General features: G+C 66.1%; 12 protein-coding genes. 7 read left to right on the forward strand and 5 right to left on the reverse strand.

From position 1 onward, the window contains the following. Positions 1–4: 4 nt before the first annotated feature. Genes FHT32_RS00930 through FHT32_RS00955 form a run of 6 tightly spaced genes read left to right on the forward strand, consistent with a single transcriptional unit; the run spans position 5 to position 7,162 of the window. Complete coding sequence (locus tag FHT32_RS00930; RefSeq protein WP_176662797.1) at positions 5–1,000, forward strand: ABC transporter ATP-binding protein; 996 nt, start codon at positions 5–7, stop codon at positions 998–1,000. Next, positions 997–1,812, forward strand: coding sequence for an ATP-binding cassette domain-containing protein (locus tag FHT32_RS00935; protein ID WP_176662798.1), 816 nt, complete (start codon positions 997–999; stop codon positions 1,810–1,812). The genes FHT32_RS00930 and FHT32_RS00935 overlap by 4 nt, the downstream gene beginning before the upstream one ends. Before the next feature lie 54 nt (positions 1,813–1,866). Then, the gene (locus FHT32_RS00940) at positions 1,867–3,360 is read left to right on the forward strand and encodes an ABC transporter substrate-binding protein (RefSeq protein ID WP_176662799.1); all 1,494 of its coding nucleotides are present in this window, start codon (positions 1,867–1,869) and stop codon (positions 3,358–3,360) included. A gap of 4 nt (positions 3,361–3,364) precedes the next feature. Then, positions 3,365–4,777: an amidase gene (locus FHT32_RS00945; protein ID WP_176662800.1), complete on the forward strand. Its 1,413-nt coding sequence runs from the start codon at positions 3,365–3,367 to the stop codon at positions 4,775–4,777. 24 nt (positions 4,778–4,801) lie between these two features. Next, on the forward strand, positions 4,802–6,256 hold the full coding sequence (locus FHT32_RS00950) for an aldehyde dehydrogenase family protein (RefSeq protein ID WP_176662801.1): 1,455 nt from the start codon (positions 4,802–4,804) through the stop codon (positions 6,254–6,256). A gap of 9 nt (positions 6,257–6,265) precedes the next feature. After that, positions 6,266–7,162, forward strand: a complete 897-nt coding sequence (locus tag FHT32_RS00955) for an NAD(P)-dependent oxidoreductase (protein ID WP_176662802.1) — start codon at positions 6,266–6,268, stop codon at positions 7,160–7,162. A 742-nt stretch (positions 7,163–7,904) separates the two neighbouring features. Here FHT32_RS00955 and FHT32_RS00960 read toward each other — a convergent pair. The 5 genes from FHT32_RS00960 to FHT32_RS00980 form a co-directional block, all read right to left on the reverse strand. Continuing rightward, a complete protein-coding gene (locus FHT32_RS00960) occupies positions 7,905–8,336 on the reverse strand; it encodes an NIF family HAD-type phosphatase (RefSeq protein ID WP_176662803.1) in 432 nt (143 codons plus the stop codon). A gap of 48 nt (positions 8,337–8,384) precedes the next feature. Next, a complete protein-coding gene (locus tag FHT32_RS00965; RefSeq protein ID WP_176662804.1) occupies positions 8,385–9,116 on the reverse strand; it encodes a hypothetical protein in 732 nt (243 codons plus the stop codon). 42 nt (positions 9,117–9,158) lie between these two features. Then, positions 9,159–9,605, reverse strand: coding sequence for a hypothetical protein (locus FHT32_RS00970; protein WP_176662805.1), 447 nt, complete (start codon positions 9,603–9,605; stop codon positions 9,159–9,161). Between the two features lie 337 nt (positions 9,606–9,942). Further along, positions 9,943–10,212, reverse strand: coding sequence for a hypothetical protein (locus FHT32_RS00975; protein WP_176662806.1), 270 nt, complete (start codon positions 10,210–10,212; stop codon positions 9,943–9,945). 485 nt (positions 10,213–10,697) lie between these two features. Next, a complete protein-coding gene (locus tag FHT32_RS00980) occupies positions 10,698–11,585 on the reverse strand; it encodes a LysR family transcriptional regulator (protein ID WP_176662807.1) in 888 nt (295 codons plus the stop codon). 268 nt (positions 11,586–11,853) lie between these two features. Between FHT32_RS00980 and FHT32_RS00985 the strand changes: the two genes are divergently transcribed. Next, on the forward strand, positions 11,854–15,414 hold the full coding sequence (locus FHT32_RS00985; RefSeq protein ID WP_176662808.1) for an indolepyruvate ferredoxin oxidoreductase family protein: 3,561 nt from the start codon (positions 11,854–11,856) through the stop codon (positions 15,412–15,414). Positions 15,415–15,454: the final 40 nt, after the last annotated feature.

Raw genomic sequence — 15,454 nt, forward strand, 5'->3', positions numbered from 1 at the left:
CGATATGCCTCTACTCGAAGTCAACAACCTCCAGATCGGCCTGCAGACCCAGCGCGGGCCGGCGCAAGCCGTGCGCGGCATCTCGTTCTCGCTGGAGCGCGGCGAAACGCTGGGCATCGTCGGGGAATCCGGCTGCGGCAAGTCGATCACCGTGATGTCGCTCATGGGCCTGCTGCCGTCCACCGCCAAAGTGTCGGGCAGCATCAAGCTCGACGGGCAGGAGCTCGTGGGCCTGCCCGAGAAGAAGATGTGCGAGATCCGCGGCAACCGCATCGGCATGATCTTCCAGGAGCCGATGACGGCCCTGAACCCGGTGCACACGATCGCGCGCCAGGTCGGCGAGCCGCTGCGGCTGCATCGCGGGCTGACCAAAGAACAGGCTCGCAAGGAGGCGCTGAACCTGCTGGAGCGCGTGGGCATTCCCGATGCGGCTTCGCGTCTCGACGCGTACCCTCACCAGTTCTCCGGCGGCCAGCGCCAGCGCATCGGCATCGCGATGGCGCTCGCCTGCGGGCCCGATCTGCTGATCGCCGACGAGCCGACCACCGCGCTCGACGTGACCATCCAGAAGCAGGTGCTCGACCTGATCCAGGGCCTGGTCAAGGAAATGGGCATGGCGCTGATCCTGATCTCGCACGACCTCGGCGTGATCGCCAACAGCGTGAAGCGCATGCTGGTGATGTACGGCGGCAGCGCAGTGGAGAGTGGGCCGACCGACACGGTCTTCGCCGGCCGCGCACATCCCTACACGCGCGGCCTGTTCGCTGCGCGCCCCGCCATCGGCGCGGTGCGCGCGGGCCGGCTGCCCACGATCCGCGGCAGCGTGCCGGAGCTGGTCGACATGCCCCGCGGCTGCGCCTTCGCCGGCCGCTGCGCGCACACCATCGACCTGTGCCAGAGCACGAAGCCGCGCGAGACGCTGCTGCCGAACAACCACACGGTGCGCTGCCTGCGGCTGGGCGAAATCGCCGCATCGAACGCCAGGGCCGCCGCAGCATGAGCCAGCCAGCTACCGCCCGCCAGCCGCTGCTGGCCGTGAACAACCTCTATCGCCACTACGCGCTGCCGCGCGAGAAGCTCTTCGGCCCGCCGCCCACCGTGAAGGCGCTCAACGGCGTGAGCTTCGAGGTGCAGGCCGGCCAGAGCATGGGCATCGTCGGCGAATCGGGCTCGGGCAAGTCGACCATCGCACGGCTCGTGATGGCGCTCGATACGCCGACCTCGGGCACCGTCTCGCTCGAAGGCCGCAACCTGCATGCGCTTTCGAAGGAAGAGTTGCGCGTGGCGCGCCGCGACTTCCAGATGGTGTTCCAGGACCCGTACGGCTCGCTCGATCCACGCCAGACGGTCGCGCGCATCGTCGCCGAGCCGCTCGAAGCGCTTGCGGCCACCACGCGGGCCGAGCAGCGCGAACGCGCCGCCGAGACGCTCGCCGCCGTGGGCCTTCGCACCACCGACCTCGACAAGTACCCGCACGAGTTCTCCGGCGGGCAGCGCCAGCGCATCGCCATCGCGCGAGCGCTCATCACGCGCCCCAAGCTCATCGTGGCCGACGAGCCCGTGAGTGCGCTCGACGTGTCGGTGCAGGCCCAGGTGCTCAACCTCATGCAGGACCTGCAGCAGCAATTCGGCATCAGCTACCTGCTCATCAGCCACGACCTCGCGGTGGTCAACCACCTTTGCGACGAGGTCTGCGTCGTCTTCAAGGGCCGCATCGTGGAGCGCGGCCGCCCGGCCGACCTGTTCGAGCACGCGCAGCACGAGTACACGCGCACCCTGCTTTCCGCCGTGCTGCACACGCCCTCCCGCTAGCCCGGGCGGGCTTTTCTTTCTTCCCTTTCCACACTCACCTCCAGGAACTATCGAATGTTGAAGCGACGCACACTCATGACTTCCGCCATGGCCGCGGCGATCCCGGGTGTCTTCCTGCCGCAGGCCCGTGCGCAGGCCGGCAAGAACACGCTCACGATCGGCATGCCGCTCGAACCGCCGGGCCTGGACCCGACCAGCGGCGCCGCATCGGCCATCGCGGAGATCACGCAATACAACATCTTCGAGACCCTCACCAAGGTGAACGCCGACGGCTCCGTCACGCCGATGCTGGCGGAGAGCTGGTCGTCCTCGCCCGACATGAAGACCTTCGTCTTCAAGCTGCGCAAGGGCGTGCGCTTCGAGAACGGGCAGCCCTTCAACGCGAACACGGTGAAGTTCTCGTTCGACCGCGCGGGCGGCGCCAAGAGCACCAACAAGGACAAGCGCTTCTTCAGCGAGATCGGCACCGTGGTGCTCGACGAATACACGGTGGGCGTCAACAGCACGCTGTCCAACCCCGACCTGCCCTTCATGCTCGGCCAGTCGACCGCCTGCATCGTGGAGCCCAAGAGCGCCGAGACCAACGCCACCGCACCCGTGGGCACCGGCCCCTACAAGCTGAGCGCCTGGCAGCGCGGCGCCTCGTGCACGCTGGTGAAGTCGCCCACCTATCGCGACCCGAACCTCGCGAAGACCGAGAAATTCGTCTTCCGCTTCATGTCGGACACGGCCGCTCAGACCGCCGCGCTGCTGTCGAACGACATCGACATCTTCCCGCGCGCGGGCACGCGCTCGGTGAGCCAGTTCAAGGGCAACGCGCGCTTCCAGGTGCTGGAAGTGGGCACGCGCGGCAAGGTGATCCTGACCATCAACAACCGCAAGAAGCCGCTGGACGACGTGCGCGTGCGCCGCGCGATCCTGGCGGCCATCGACCGCAACGCGATCGTCCAGGGCGCGGCGGACGGCTTCGGCAGGCCCATCGGCAGCCACTACGCGCTGGGCGCGCCGGGCTTCATCGACACCACCGCGATGAACCCCTTCGACGTGGAGAAGGCCAAGAAGCTGCTGGCCGAGGCCGGCGTGAAGACGCCGCTGGAGCTGCGCCTGCAGCTGCCTCCGCCCTCCTACGCCCGCCAGGGCGGCGAGGTGATCGCCGCGCAGCTCGCGCAGATCGGCATCAACGTGAAGATCCAGAACGTGGAATGGGCCCAGTGGCTCAGCGGCACCTTCGGCGGCGCTCATGACTTCGACCTGACCATGGTCGCCCACGTGGAGCCTTTCGACCTGGTGAAGTACACCGAGCCCGACTACTACTGGGGCTACGACTCCAAGAAGTTCCGCGACCTGTTCGTGGCCATCCAGAACGAGGAGAACAAGAAGCGCCGCGCCGACCTGCTGGCCGACGCACAGCGCATGCTGGCGACCGACGCGGTCAACGGCTTCCTCTACCAGGCGGTGTTCCCGACCATCGCGCGCAAGGAAGTGAAGGGTCTGTGGCCGAGCATGCCGATCGTGGTGAACGACCTGGCCGCGATCTCGTGGGGCTGATGCGATGACGACCAGGCCTCTCTATTCCCTCAGCGTGCAGGAGCTGCACGCCGCCTACGCGGCCAAGGAACTCTCGCCGGTGGAAGTGGCGCGCTCGGTGAACGAGCGCATCGCGGCCTGCGAGCCCGAGCTGCACGCGACCTGGCTGTTCCGCCCCGAGCTCGCGCTGGAGCAGGCCCGCGCATCCGAAGCGCGCTGGCTGGCCGGCAAGCCGCTCGGCACGCTCGACGGCGTGCCCGTGACCATCAAGGACAACCTCGCGACCGAGGGCGACCCGATGCCGCTGGGCACCGCCGCCTACGACCTCGTGCCGATGACCTACGACTCGCCGCCCGCGGCGCGCCTGAAGGAAGACGGCACGGTGCTGGTCGCCAAGACCACCATGCCCGACCTGGGCATGCTGTCTTCGGGGCTGTCGAGCTTTCATGAACTCTCGCGCAACCCGTGGGACCTGTCGCGCACGCCCGGCGGCTCCAGCGCGGGCGCCGGTGCCGCTGCGGCCGCGGGCTACGGCCCGCTGCACGTGGGCACCGACATCGGCGGCTCACTGCGCCTGCCCGCGAGCTGGTGCGGCATCTACACGCTCAAGCCCAGCTTCGGCCGCATTCCGCTGAGCTCGCCCTACATGGGCCGCTGCGCCGGTCCGATGACGCGCACCGTGGCCGATTCGGCCCTGATGATGGCCTCGGTCGCGCAGCCCGACGACCGCGATTATTCGGAGTTGCCGCCGCCCGTCATCGACTGGACGGCCTTCGAGGTCGACCCGTCGTTCATCAAGGGCAAGCGCGTGGCGCTGCACATGGACGCGGGCTGCGGCCTGCCGCTCGATCCGCAGATCGCCGAAGCCGTGCGCCGCGCGGCGAAGCGCATCGAGGCGGCTGGTGCGGTGGTGGAAGAAATCCCGGCCTTCACGACGCCGAAGATGCTGCAGGGCATGGACCACTTCTGGCGCATGCGCTCGTGCATCGACATCCAGGCGATGGCGCCGGAGAAGCGCGCGAAGATCCTGCCGTACATCCGCGAATGGGCCGAGAGCGCGGCCGGCTTCTCGGGCGCGCACATCTTCGATGCCTACAGCCAGTTCATCGCAGTGCGCGCGGCCACCATTGCGGCCACCAAGGCCTACGACTTCGTGATCTCGCCGGTGTCGCCCAACATGCCCGCGCCGGCCGACCACGCCTCGCCCACCAACGATCCGATGCTGCCGCTGGAGCACATCGGCTTCACGGTGCCGTACAACATGTCGGAGCAGCCCGCTGCCTCGATCAACTGCGGCTACTCGGCCGAGGGCTTGCCCATCGGCCTGCAGATCGCCGGTCGCCGCTTCGACGACCTGGGCGTGCTGCAGTTCAGCCGCGCCTTCGAGCAGATCCGCGAAACGCAGAAACCCTGGCCGGAACCCAACTCTTCGCGCTGACCGGCCCTCAGGAGACAAGACATCATGAATGCAGCAGCAGCCCACTACATCGACGGACGCCACGTGCAGTCCGAAGGCAACGCCACCATCGACGTGATCGACCCGAGCGATGGCAGCAAGTTCGGCGAGATCGCGCGCGGCACCGCTGCCGACGTGGACACCGCCGTGCGCGCCGCGCGCCAGGCCATGGGCGAGAACTTCGACGGCCCCTGGGGCGGCCTCACCGCGCTGCAGCGCGGCCGCCTGCTGGCCAAGCTCGGCGCCGCGGTGCTGGAGCACCACGAGGAGCTGGCCCAGCTCGAGGCACGCGACACCGGCAAGGCGCTGCGCGTGGCGCGCAACGACGCCACCGCGCTGGCCCGCTACATGGAGTACTACGCCGGTGCCTGCGACAAGCTGCACGGCGACACCCTGCCCTACGAGCGCGGCTACACCGTGCTGACGGTGCGCGTGCCGCACGGCGTGACGGGCCACATCATTCCCTGGAACTACCCGATGCAGATCGCGGGCCGCAGCGTGGGCGCCTCGCTCGCCGCGGGCAACGCCTGCGTGGTGAAGCCGGCGGAGGACGCGAGCCTGTCGCTGCTGCGCCTGGCCGAGATCGCGACCGAGGTGGGCTTTCCGGCCGGCGCGCTCAACGTGGTGACCGGCTACGGCAAGGAAGCCGGTGCCGCGCTGTGCGCGCATCCGGGCATCGACCACATCTCGTTCACCGGCTCGACCGTGACCGGCCGCAGCGTAGGCCTGGCCGCGGCCGAGCGCCATTGCCCGGTGACGCTCGAACTCGGTGGCAAGTCGCCGCAGATCGTGTTCGCCGATGCCGACCTCGACGCGGCCGAGCCGGTGCTGCTCAACGCCATCATCCAGAACGCCGGCCAGACCTGCTCGGCGGGCAGCCGCGTGCTGGTGGAGCAGTCGGTCTATGAAGAAGTGGTGCAACGCCTCGCCAGGCGCTTCACCGCCGTGCGCGCGGGCACGCCCGCCGAAGACCTGGACATGGGCCCGCTCATCAACGAAAAGCAGTTCCGCCAGGTGCGCGACATGGTCGCGACTGCCGAGGCCGCAGGCCTGAAGGTGGCCGCGCGCGGCACGGTGTCGCCCAACGCGTCTTCCACCGGCTACTACCAGGAGGCCGTGCTGTTCCGCGACGTGCCGCACGAGAGCGACATCGCGCAGCACGAGATCTTCGGCCCCGTGCTGGCCCTGACGCCCTTCGCCGACGAGGCCGAGGCGGTGCGCCTGGCCAACGGCACGGACTTCGGCCTGGTGGCTGGCGTGTGGACCCGCGACGGTGCGCGCCAGCTGCGCATGGCGCACAAGCTGCATTGCGGCCAGGTCTTCGTCAACAATTACGGTGCGGCGGGTGGCGTAGAACTGCCATTCGGCGGCGTGAAATCCAGCGGCTTCGGCCGCGAGAAGGGCTTCGAGGCCCTGCTCGGCTTCACGACCCTCAAGACCATCGCCATCAAGCACGGATGAAGACAACACATGACAACCACCACTGAACAGCAGCAAGCGCCGCGCAAGGTCGGCCTCGTCGGCGTGGGCCTGATGGGCCACGGCATCGCCAGCAACATCGTCAAGCACGGCCACCAGCTCACCGTGCTGGAGCACGCGGGCAACCAGCCCATCGACGGCCTGCTGAAGGCCGGTGCCACCTCGGTGAAGGACGTGGCCGCGTTGGCTGCGCAGGTCGACGTGCTGATCCTGTGCGTGACCGGTACGCCGCAGGTCGAGGCCGTGATGCTGGGCGACAACGGTGCGCTCACCACGCTGCGCCCCGGCACCGTGGTCATCGACTGCTCCACGGCAGTGCCCGCTTCCACTGCGAAGGTGGCCGAGGCGGTGAGCGCCAAGGGCGGCAAGTTCATCGACGCGCCCATGACCCGCACCGCCAAGGAAGCCGCCGAAGGCCGGCTGAACCTGCTGGTGGGCGGCGATGAAGAAGTGCTGGCGTCCTGCCTGCCGGTTTTGCGCTGCTTCGCCGAGAACATCACGCACGTGGGCGGCATCGGCGCCGGCCACGCGATGAAGCTGCTGCACAACTTCGTGTCTCTGGGCACCGTGGCGCTGCTGTGCGAGGCCGCGGCCTGCGCCGAGCGCGCCGGCGTGAAGCCCGACGTGTTCGTCGACGTGCTCGCCAAGGGCGGCGGCAACGGCGTGGCGCTGGAACGCGTCAAGCCCAAGCTGCTGACGGGCAGCACCGATTCGCTGAAGTTCTCGATGGCGAATGCGAAGAAGGACCTGGGGTACTACAACGACATGGCGGAGCAGTCGTCTTCGAGCCATGGCATTGCGCAGGCTGTGGATGCGCTGCTGACGCATGGGGTCGAGAAGTTCGGTGGGGACCGGATGGTGCTTGATCTGGTTGAGGCGTTGCGCTGATTCTTTGCTTTTGCTCTTGTGCGCCGCCGTTGTTGTTCGGGGCGCGTGCACAGGGCACCGGGTACTCCCCTCCGCGAATGTCCCCCGCCCTTCGGGCTCCTCCTTTATTTCGCTGCGGGGAGCACCCGGTACCCTGCGCACGGTGAGGGTGGCTGGGGCTTTGGTGGTGCGACCGCTGTGGCGGAGTCAGCTAAGGGCACCGCAGAACTACCGACGCGCCAACAGCCTCGAGGGCCTCAGCAACAGGCCTGAGTTCCACGTCCACCGGCCAGCCCGCTTTGATCCTGAATTTGCCGGTTTCTAGCAATGCCTTGACTTCACTCGGGCTGCGGCCGTTGACTCGACGAATGATGCTGAACACCTTTGCTCGATTTTGGCCAACGGATGTCAGCCAAAGTTCCGGATCTGGGCAGGGGCCATGAGGCAGAGGAATTTCGAAGGCTCCGTACTCCTGTTTCAAACAAGTCATGGCGTCATTCAATGGCTTAGACGCCAAAGCTCTTGCTGCTGGCAGATGGGCAGGGCAAAACCATTCCATGGATCGAGGGTGCCCAGCCGCACCTTCAGGCAGAGGCAAGTAATCGGAGAACTTTACGTATCCACCTCCGGCTTGGAAGTGCCACGACTCGCAGCGGCAATCCTTGTAGCAAAGGTGACAGTACTCAGACTTCACAGGGTTCTGTCCACGGTTGCTCGCAAAAGTTCGAAATTGGCAAATCCACGCTGCTGAATGCCCCAACATTCATCGAGCAATACGCGCGGCCAATGCGTTGAACACCTCGGCAAGACCACGGTCCTCCGAGCTATAGGGGTAGTCGAAGTGTTCAACTTGCAGCCACTGTGCTTCCTGGCCGGGATGAACGTACTTCTCGAAGTCGTCGACCAGCAATACCTGATGGGGATCTACGCCAGGGACAAATCGAAGGTCTTTCGTTTCGCCCTGCCAGTTGATGTACTCCATATCCGCAAACCAGGTGGGCGCGACCTTCTCATCCACCAATAGGCGAGCGATGTTTCGGAATCGCTCTTCCTTGACCGTAGTGAACATGACGATGCGAGGAAACAACTCAGCGCAACGAGTCAGGAACTCAGCCAGGGCTGGCCGGGGTATCTGGCTCATCGCGTTTGAGATCAAGGTGCCTTCGAGATCGAGGGCAAGGACGTAGCTGTGCATGGACGGACTTGAATCGACTGTAGAAACGTCTAGTCTTGGCCGAAAGCGCTAAACATCAAGCGCTCGCTGCCTGCGAATCTGATGCTTCTGCTCTGCACTGGGCGACTTGAACGAGCCGGAAAGACGGCGCTGGAGAGACTTGATCGCGGCGGCCTTTGCACGTACAACACCAGCGTCTGTCACCGCCTGGGCCTGCGCCCATTCCAGTGACCCTTCGATAGGTGCCCCTCTTAACGCACACAGGCAAAGTGTCTGTTGAAATGGAGTGTTGGCGCCGGCGAACGTCTCGATCACCAAGTCTCTCAACTTCTCCCGCTGCTCGTGTGTGGGGACCAGCCCGTCGTCGAAGCTGGTCAAAGAGTTCAACGCGCTGAGCGCTTGCCAGAACGGATCGCCTGGCTCGTCCGAAAGAGGAGTGGTCGACAGGCAATAGTCCAGCAGCACCGCAACACAAGGCTCGGTGCGGACTTCCGTAAGAACCGCGATGGCAAAGGTCGCGAGTGTCCGATCGGTCAGCAAACGCTGCAGCGAAGCAATGCCGCCCCGCCCGTAGGCAATGCAGGCCGCAGCCCAGCGCGCGAGCGGCGCTACTCTTTTGCCGTTTTCCAGCAAGCCGGCCTCATGCCAGCCGTGCTGCTTGCAGAGTCGTTCAATTTCGTCAGCACCCTCAGCACCATATGCCAGCGAAAACCGAATCATGTCTTCCGGATTAACTGATCCACCGTAGGACAGTGGTGCGGGGCCTTTCGCGGCCTTGCGGGCAAGATCGTTGAACTTCATCTGATGTGCGTTTGATCGAGGCTAGCCACTTCTAGTGGCCTCTTAGCTTGCAGCACGGGCCATGGACTTGCGAATCGATTCCAAGAGCTCTTCCGTAGGCACTTCGACCGACGCACCATCGGTGCGGAATTCTTCAAGCTTGCGCAGCAAGCTACTGACTCCTGATGGAGCGAAAGACCATCCTTCAACATCCGACCACCCTCGTGCAACTAGAAATCCCTCTTGGCGGCGAGTGCAGCGGAGCCAACCGGTGTATTGGTCCGAGAAGTCATATGGCAGGAAGGCGATCTCATCAACGTGCAACTCATCAAGAACTTCCAGCCATTGCTCCAACAGTCGCCAGAGCACTGCTCGAACCTTCGTCGCATCTTCGACCTCTGGCAGCAGGTAATCGTCTAGCGCCAGGTAATAGGAATCGCAAACCCAGTTTTTCCCTTCCCACTCCAGCACGATGTCGTTGTGCTGGGTTCCGTTGTCGATGAAATTCAAGCTCAGACTCATCACCCCCCCTTCCCATGCGAATCACAAAGATCGAAAGATCTATCTCGTCAAATATGCGTGCAGGTGCTGAGCGGCCGTTTCTGACCGCACGCTGCCGCGTCTCCGAGCGACAGCCTTGGTCGATAGTACCTATTCACTTTGCCAGAGCCAACAACAACCATCGCAAAGCAAATGATTGCGTTGCCTGTCGCCGCAGCGCACGCCCGACACCGAGGCTGACCCTCTCAACAGAACCGAACTCCCGCCATCACGAAGTCTTGAGCCTCTGCACACAAAAGGACCTGTTCCCAGGCGGGCCGCGACCTCGCAGCCCGCAGACCAGCCCCTACCCGCCAGCCTCAGGCGCCCCACGCCGCGCTTTCTCGCTCATCTGAAACAGTTCCCCCGCCTTGCGAGCCATTTCAGCTGCAAGCCAGAGCAGGTTGTTCAATTGCCGAGGCCCATCACCGCTGCACCAGTCGATCTCTTCGCCGTGGCAAACCCACAGTAGAGCTTCGAGTTGAGTGAGGGTGTTTTCAAGAAGATCCGCCGGGTCTTGGACGGTTTCTGCGGAAGCTACCGGCGTAGTTGGCCGGGCTATAGTCTTGGTAGCCATTTTTGTGCTTTCCTTTAGAGGTTGGTGCACGAACTTGGTTAGACGGCTGGGGTGCTGAGAACACCTCGGCCGTCGCCTTTTGATACCTCGCATCTGCATCAGTGCTTTCGCACTGACAACCTGCCGCGAGGCAAGCAGCCTTCAAACATCTCGGTGGTGGCTTGGTGTGTGGGCCTTTCTGCTCCCCTTGTTGGGGTATCGAGTGACAGGGGCATTCACTCTAGAGAAGAACCAAGCAAAGTAGCCGCTCCTACGGCAGGAAGTCGCGGAGACTGCCAACAAATGCAGCTTCCGCGACACCCCGCTCGCAAACGTCACGAGCCCCGAGCCATATCACCCCGAAGCGGCTCCAAAACGCTCACGCCGATGGGGTGCCTTGCGCAGCGAAATAAAGGAGGAGGCCGAAGGCCGGGGGACATTCGCGGAGCAAGGTACCCCGTCGGCGTGAGCGTCGCCCTGAATGAATCCAAACCCGATCAGGACCCTCAAGACATCCCACGCGCCAGCAGGTGATCCACCAGCCGCCGCTGCGGAAAGCTCAGCGCCTCCTGCCGCGTGCACAAATACATCCGCCGAGAGGCCCACGCATCCGTGAGATTGATGAAGCGCAGCTTCATCTCCTTGCGATAGGCCACTGCCGCGCCTTCGGGCAGGATGCCGACCCCCATGCCCGCTTCGATCATCCGGCACACGGCCTCGAAGCTCTTCACCCGCACGCGCAGGCGCAGCACCTTGCGTGCGCTCATCGCGGCGTCTTCCATGGTGCGGGAGATGGCGGAGTCGTCTTCCAGGCCGACGAAGTCGTAGTCGAGCAGTTCCTCGAACGACACCTCGCGCCCGCGCCACGGATGCTTCTGCCGCACGATGGCCACGAGCCTGTCTGTGCGGTACGGAATGAAGTGCAGCGCCGGGTCAGCCGCCTCGCTGGTGATGACGCCCACGTCGGCCTGACGGTCGCGGATGGCCTGCACGATGTAGACGCTGCGGTGCTCTTCCACGCTCACGCGAATCTCCGGATAGCGCTGGCGGAAGCTCGCCACGTCGTCGGGCAGGAACTGGCCCATAGCCGATGCGTTGGCATGCAGCCGCACGCGGCCGGTGGCGCCCTGCGCGTAGTCCGAGAGATCGGCGCGCATGCGGTCGACGTCTCGCAGGATCTGCCGCGCATGCATGGCCAGCGACTCGCCGGCGCCGGTCGGCGTCACGCCCTTCGAGCTGCGGTTGAGCAGCACCACGCCCAGCTGCTCTTCGAGGATGGCGAGCCGGCGGCTGGCGGCCGACAGCACCATGTGGCTCTCGGCGGCGGCCTTCGACAGGCTGCCGTGCTCAATGGCGCGAAGGAAAAGCGCCAGCGAATCGAGGTCGGGTCTCATGGTGTGCGGGGTGGGTCTGCAAGGCCGACATTGTCGGGCCGGCGGGAGCCGCAGATCCGGCCGAAATACTTTCGGCGGATTGCGCCCACAAAAGACAGATCTTCCGGAATGGGCTGCTCTTCGCCAAAACGAAGAAGCACTTTCCGTGGACAAGGCGGAAGAATCGTTGCTGCCTCGGCGTCTACCCCGCCGAGGCGTTCCGCGAGCCGGCCCTCTACCGGGGCCATGCCCGCATTCCGACGAGTCCTACCCGGAGTCTTTTTCAGTCATGGCATCCCACGAACTGGCCAGCGTTGCGCTGGACGACAAATACACAGCCACCGAAGGCCGGATCTACCTCAGCGGCATCCAGGCACTGGTGCGCCTCATGCTCGTGCAGAAATGGCGCGACCAGAAGGCCGGGCTGAACACCGCGGGCTTCGTCTCGGGCTACCGCGGCTCGCCGCTCGGCGGCCTGGACGAGGCGCTGTGGAAGGCGCAGCCGCAGCTCGAAGCCAACGCCGTGAAGTTCCTGCCCGGCGTGAACGAGGAGCTTGCCGCCACCGCCGTCTGGGGCACGCAGCAGGTGCACCTGACGGGCGAGTCCGCCGTCGATGGCGTCTTCGCCATGTGGTACGGCAAGGCGCCGGGCGTGGACCGCTGCGGCGACGTGTTCAAGCACATGAGCCACGCGGGTACCTCGCCCCACGGCGGCGTGCTGCTGGTGGCGGGCGACGACCATGGCGCCTCCTCTTCTACGCTGCCGAACCAGAGCGACCACCTGTTCGCCGCGTCGATGATCCCGATGCTCTATCCGCAGAGCGTGGAGGAATACATCGAGCTCGGCCTGCACGGCTTCGCGATGTCGCGCTTCGCGGGGCTGCCGGTGGGCTTCAAGGCACTGGCCGATACGGTCGAGTCATCAGGCTCCATTCCGGCCGGCGTGCTCGACGTGCACACCCAGCTGCCTTCGGACTTCGTCTTCCCTCCCGGCGGCGTGCATGCGCGCCTGTCGACCGACACGCTCGGCGTGCAGGCGCGCAAGCAGGAGGCACTGATGCAGGACTACAAGATCTACGCCGCCATCGCCTATGCACGCGCCAACCGCCTCAACCGCGTGACCATCGATTCGCCGAAAGCGCGACTTGGCATCGTGGCCTCGGGCAAGTCGTACCGCGACGTGCTCGAGGCGCTGGAGGAGCTCGGCATCGACGCCGACGAGGCCGCGCGCATCGGCATCCGGCTCTTCAAGGTATCGATGCCGTGGCCGCTGGAGCCCGATTCGATCCGCGAGTTCGCGGACGGCCTTGAAGAGATCCTGGTGGTGGAAGAGAAGCGCCAGATCGTCGAATACCAGCTCAAGGAGCATCTCTACAACTGGCGCGAGGACGTGCGCCCGCGCGTGATCGGCAAGTTCGACGAGCAGGGCGAATGGGGCGCGCACCCGCGCGGCAAGTGGCTGCTGCCGGCCACGGCCGACTTCTCGGTGGCGCAGATCGCGCGCGTGATCGCGGAGCGCGTGGCGCGCTTCCACACCAGCGACCGCATCCGCATGCGGCTCGCGATCCTCGACGCTAAGGACGTGGTGCTGGGCAAGGCCGTCGCCACGCCCTCGCGGCCGGCCTGGTACTGCTCGGGCTGCCCGCACAACACCTCGACCAAGGTGCCCGAAGGCAGCCTCGCGCTCGCGGGCATCGGCTGCCATGTGATGGCCACCGCCATCTATCCCGAGCACAACCGCACGACCACGCACATGGGCGGCGAAGGCGCGCCGTGGCTGGGGCAGGCCTGGTTCTCCAAGCGCAGGCACGTGTTCGCGAACCTGGGCGACGGCACCTACTACCACTCGGGCTCGCTCGCCATCCGCGCGGCCGTGGCGGCGGGCGTGAACATCACCTACAAGATCCTCTACAACGACGCGGTGGCAATGACTGGCGGCCAGCCGGTGGACGGGCCTATCACCGTGCCGCGCATCGCGCACCAGATGGCGGCCGAGGGCGTGAAGCGCCTCGCGCTGGTAGCCGAAGACCCGTCGCGCTGGGCCGACCGCAGCGTGTTGCCGCCCGATCGAGACGGCTTCATGCTCACCGTGCACCACCGCGACAGCATGGACGCGGTGCAGCGCGAGCTGCGCGAGTTTGAAGGCGTCTCGGTGCTCATCTACGACCAGGTGTGCGCCGCAGAGAAGCGCCGCCGCCGCAAGAAGGGCGAGTTCCCGCAGGCTGCGCGGCGCGTGTTCATCAACGACGCGGTGTGCGAAGGCTGCGGCGACTGCGGCGAGCAGTCGAACTGCACCGCCCTGCTGCCCAAGCAGACGGATCTGGGCCTGAAGCGCGCGGTGGACCAGAGCGCCTGCAATGCCGACGAGTCGTGCATCAAGGGCTTCTGCCCGAGCTTCGTGACGGTCGAAGGCGTGAAGCCCCGCAGGCAGGCACCGGTGGCCGCCAAAGCAGCCACCGAAGAGGCGTCGCTACCCGAGCCGAAGCAACTCGCGCTCGAAGGCATGCACAACATCCTGATCACCGGCATCGGCGGCACGGGCGTCATCACCATCGGCGCGCTGATCGGCATGGCGGCGCACCTCGAAGGTAAGGGCGTGAGCGTGCTCGACATGACGGGCATGTCGCAGAAGAACGGCTCGGTCACGTCGCATGTGCGCATCGCGCGCGACGCAGCGCAGCTGAAGGCGCAGCGCATTCCCACCGGCGAGGCCGACCTGATCCTGGGCTGCGACATGCTCACGGCCGGCGCGCCAGACGCCATCGCGCGCATGCGGCCTGGCCGCACCTATGCGCTGGTCAACACCTTCGAGCAGCCCACGGGCCATTTCGCGCAGCAGCCCGACTGGCAGTTCCCGGCGGCGCAGGTGCGCGCGCTGATCGAGGAATCGGTGGAAGGCCGCGCCGACTTCGTCGATGCGACGCAACTGGCCACGCGGCTCATGGGCGACGCGATCGCGGCCAACCTGTTCCTGCTGGGCTTCGCCTTCCAGAAGGGCTGTGTGCCGCTGTCAGCCGAAGCGCTGGACAAGGCCATCGAGATCAACGGCGTGGCGGTGAAGGCGAACCAGGCCGCGTTCCGCTGGGGCCGCAAGGCGGCGCTCGACCTCGCGGCGGTGACGCGCGAAGCTTCGCCGCAGAAGGTCGTCGCGCTGCAGCGGCCGCAGAGCCTGGAGGCGCTGGTGAAGGGCCGCACCGAGTTCCTGGTGGCGTACCAGAACGCCGCGTATGCGCAGCGCTATGCCGAGCTGGTGGAGCGCGTGCGCGCAGTCGAGCAGCGCGCGCGCGGCAGCGACCTGCTGGCGAAGGCCGTCGCCTCGGGTCTCTTCAAGCTCATGGCCTACAAGGACGAGTACGAGGTCGCGCGCCTCTACACCGACCGGCGCTTCATGGAAAAGCTGGGCGAGCAGTTCGAGGGCAAGCCGGTGCTGCGCTTCCACCTGGCGCCGCCGGTGCTGGGCCGCCGCGACGCCGAAGGCCGTGCGCTGAAGACCAGCTTCGGGCCGTGGATGATGGGTGCGTTCCGAATCCTCGCCGGTTTGCGCGGCCTGCGCGGCACGGCCTTCGACGTGTTCGGCCGCACCGCCGAGCGGCGCATGGAGCGGCAGCTCATCGAAGATTACCGCGCGATGGTGGAGGACGTGATCGCGCGCTTCGACGCGGTCGACTTCGACACCGCCCTGTCGCTGGCGCGGCTGCCGGAGCAGATCCGCGGCTTCGGGCACGTGAAGGAAGAGAGCGTGGTGTCGGCGCGGGTGCGGTGGACGGCGCTCGCGAAGCAGCTCGACGCGCGACCGGCGCAGCGGAGCACGCCACACACGACGACGCAGGTGCAGCCGGTGGCGGCCTGAGCTACAGGAGGGTCGGGGGCCACTGGGCCCGTGCGGGAGG

It is taken from the genome of Variovorax sp. SG517 (genome assembly GCF_013376045.1).
In the GTDB taxonomy this organism is placed as follows: domain Bacteria; phylum Pseudomonadota; class Gammaproteobacteria; order Burkholderiales; family Burkholderiaceae_C; genus Variovorax.

Excerpts from the sequence above, each read along its gene's own strand:
- FHT32_RS00930 (WP_176662797.1), top strand. The coding sequence starts at position 5 with ATGCCTCTACTCGAAGTCAACAACCTCCAGATCGGCCTGCAGACCCAG.
- FHT32_RS00935 (WP_176662798.1), top strand. The coding sequence starts at position 997 with ATGAGCCAGCCAGCTACCGCCCGCCAGCCGCTGCTGGCCGTGAACAAC.
- FHT32_RS00940 (WP_176662799.1), top strand. The coding sequence starts at position 1,867 with ATGTTGAAGCGACGCACACTCATGACTTCCGCCATGGCCGCGGCGATC.
- FHT32_RS00945 (WP_176662800.1), top strand. The coding sequence starts at position 3,365 with ATGACGACCAGGCCTCTCTATTCCCTCAGCGTGCAGGAGCTGCACGCC.
- FHT32_RS00950 (WP_176662801.1), top strand. The coding sequence starts at position 4,802 with ATGAATGCAGCAGCAGCCCACTACATCGACGGACGCCACGTGCAGTCC.
- FHT32_RS00955 (WP_176662802.1), top strand. The coding sequence starts at position 6,266 with ATGACAACCACCACTGAACAGCAGCAAGCGCCGCGCAAGGTCGGCCTC.
- FHT32_RS00960 (WP_176662803.1), bottom strand. The coding sequence starts at position 8,336 with ATGCACAGCTACGTCCTTGCCCTCGATCTCGAAGGCACCTTGATCTCA.
- FHT32_RS00965 (WP_176662804.1), bottom strand. The coding sequence starts at position 9,116 with ATGAAGTTCAACGATCTTGCCCGCAAGGCCGCGAAAGGCCCCGCACCA.
- FHT32_RS00975 (WP_176662806.1), bottom strand. The coding sequence starts at position 10,212 with ATGGCTACCAAGACTATAGCCCGGCCAACTACGCCGGTAGCTTCCGCA.
- FHT32_RS00980 (WP_176662807.1), bottom strand. The coding sequence starts at position 11,585 with ATGAGACCCGACCTCGATTCGCTGGCGCTTTTCCTTCGCGCCATTGAG.
- FHT32_RS00985 (WP_176662808.1), top strand. The coding sequence starts at position 11,854 with ATGGCATCCCACGAACTGGCCAGCGTTGCGCTGGACGACAAATACACA.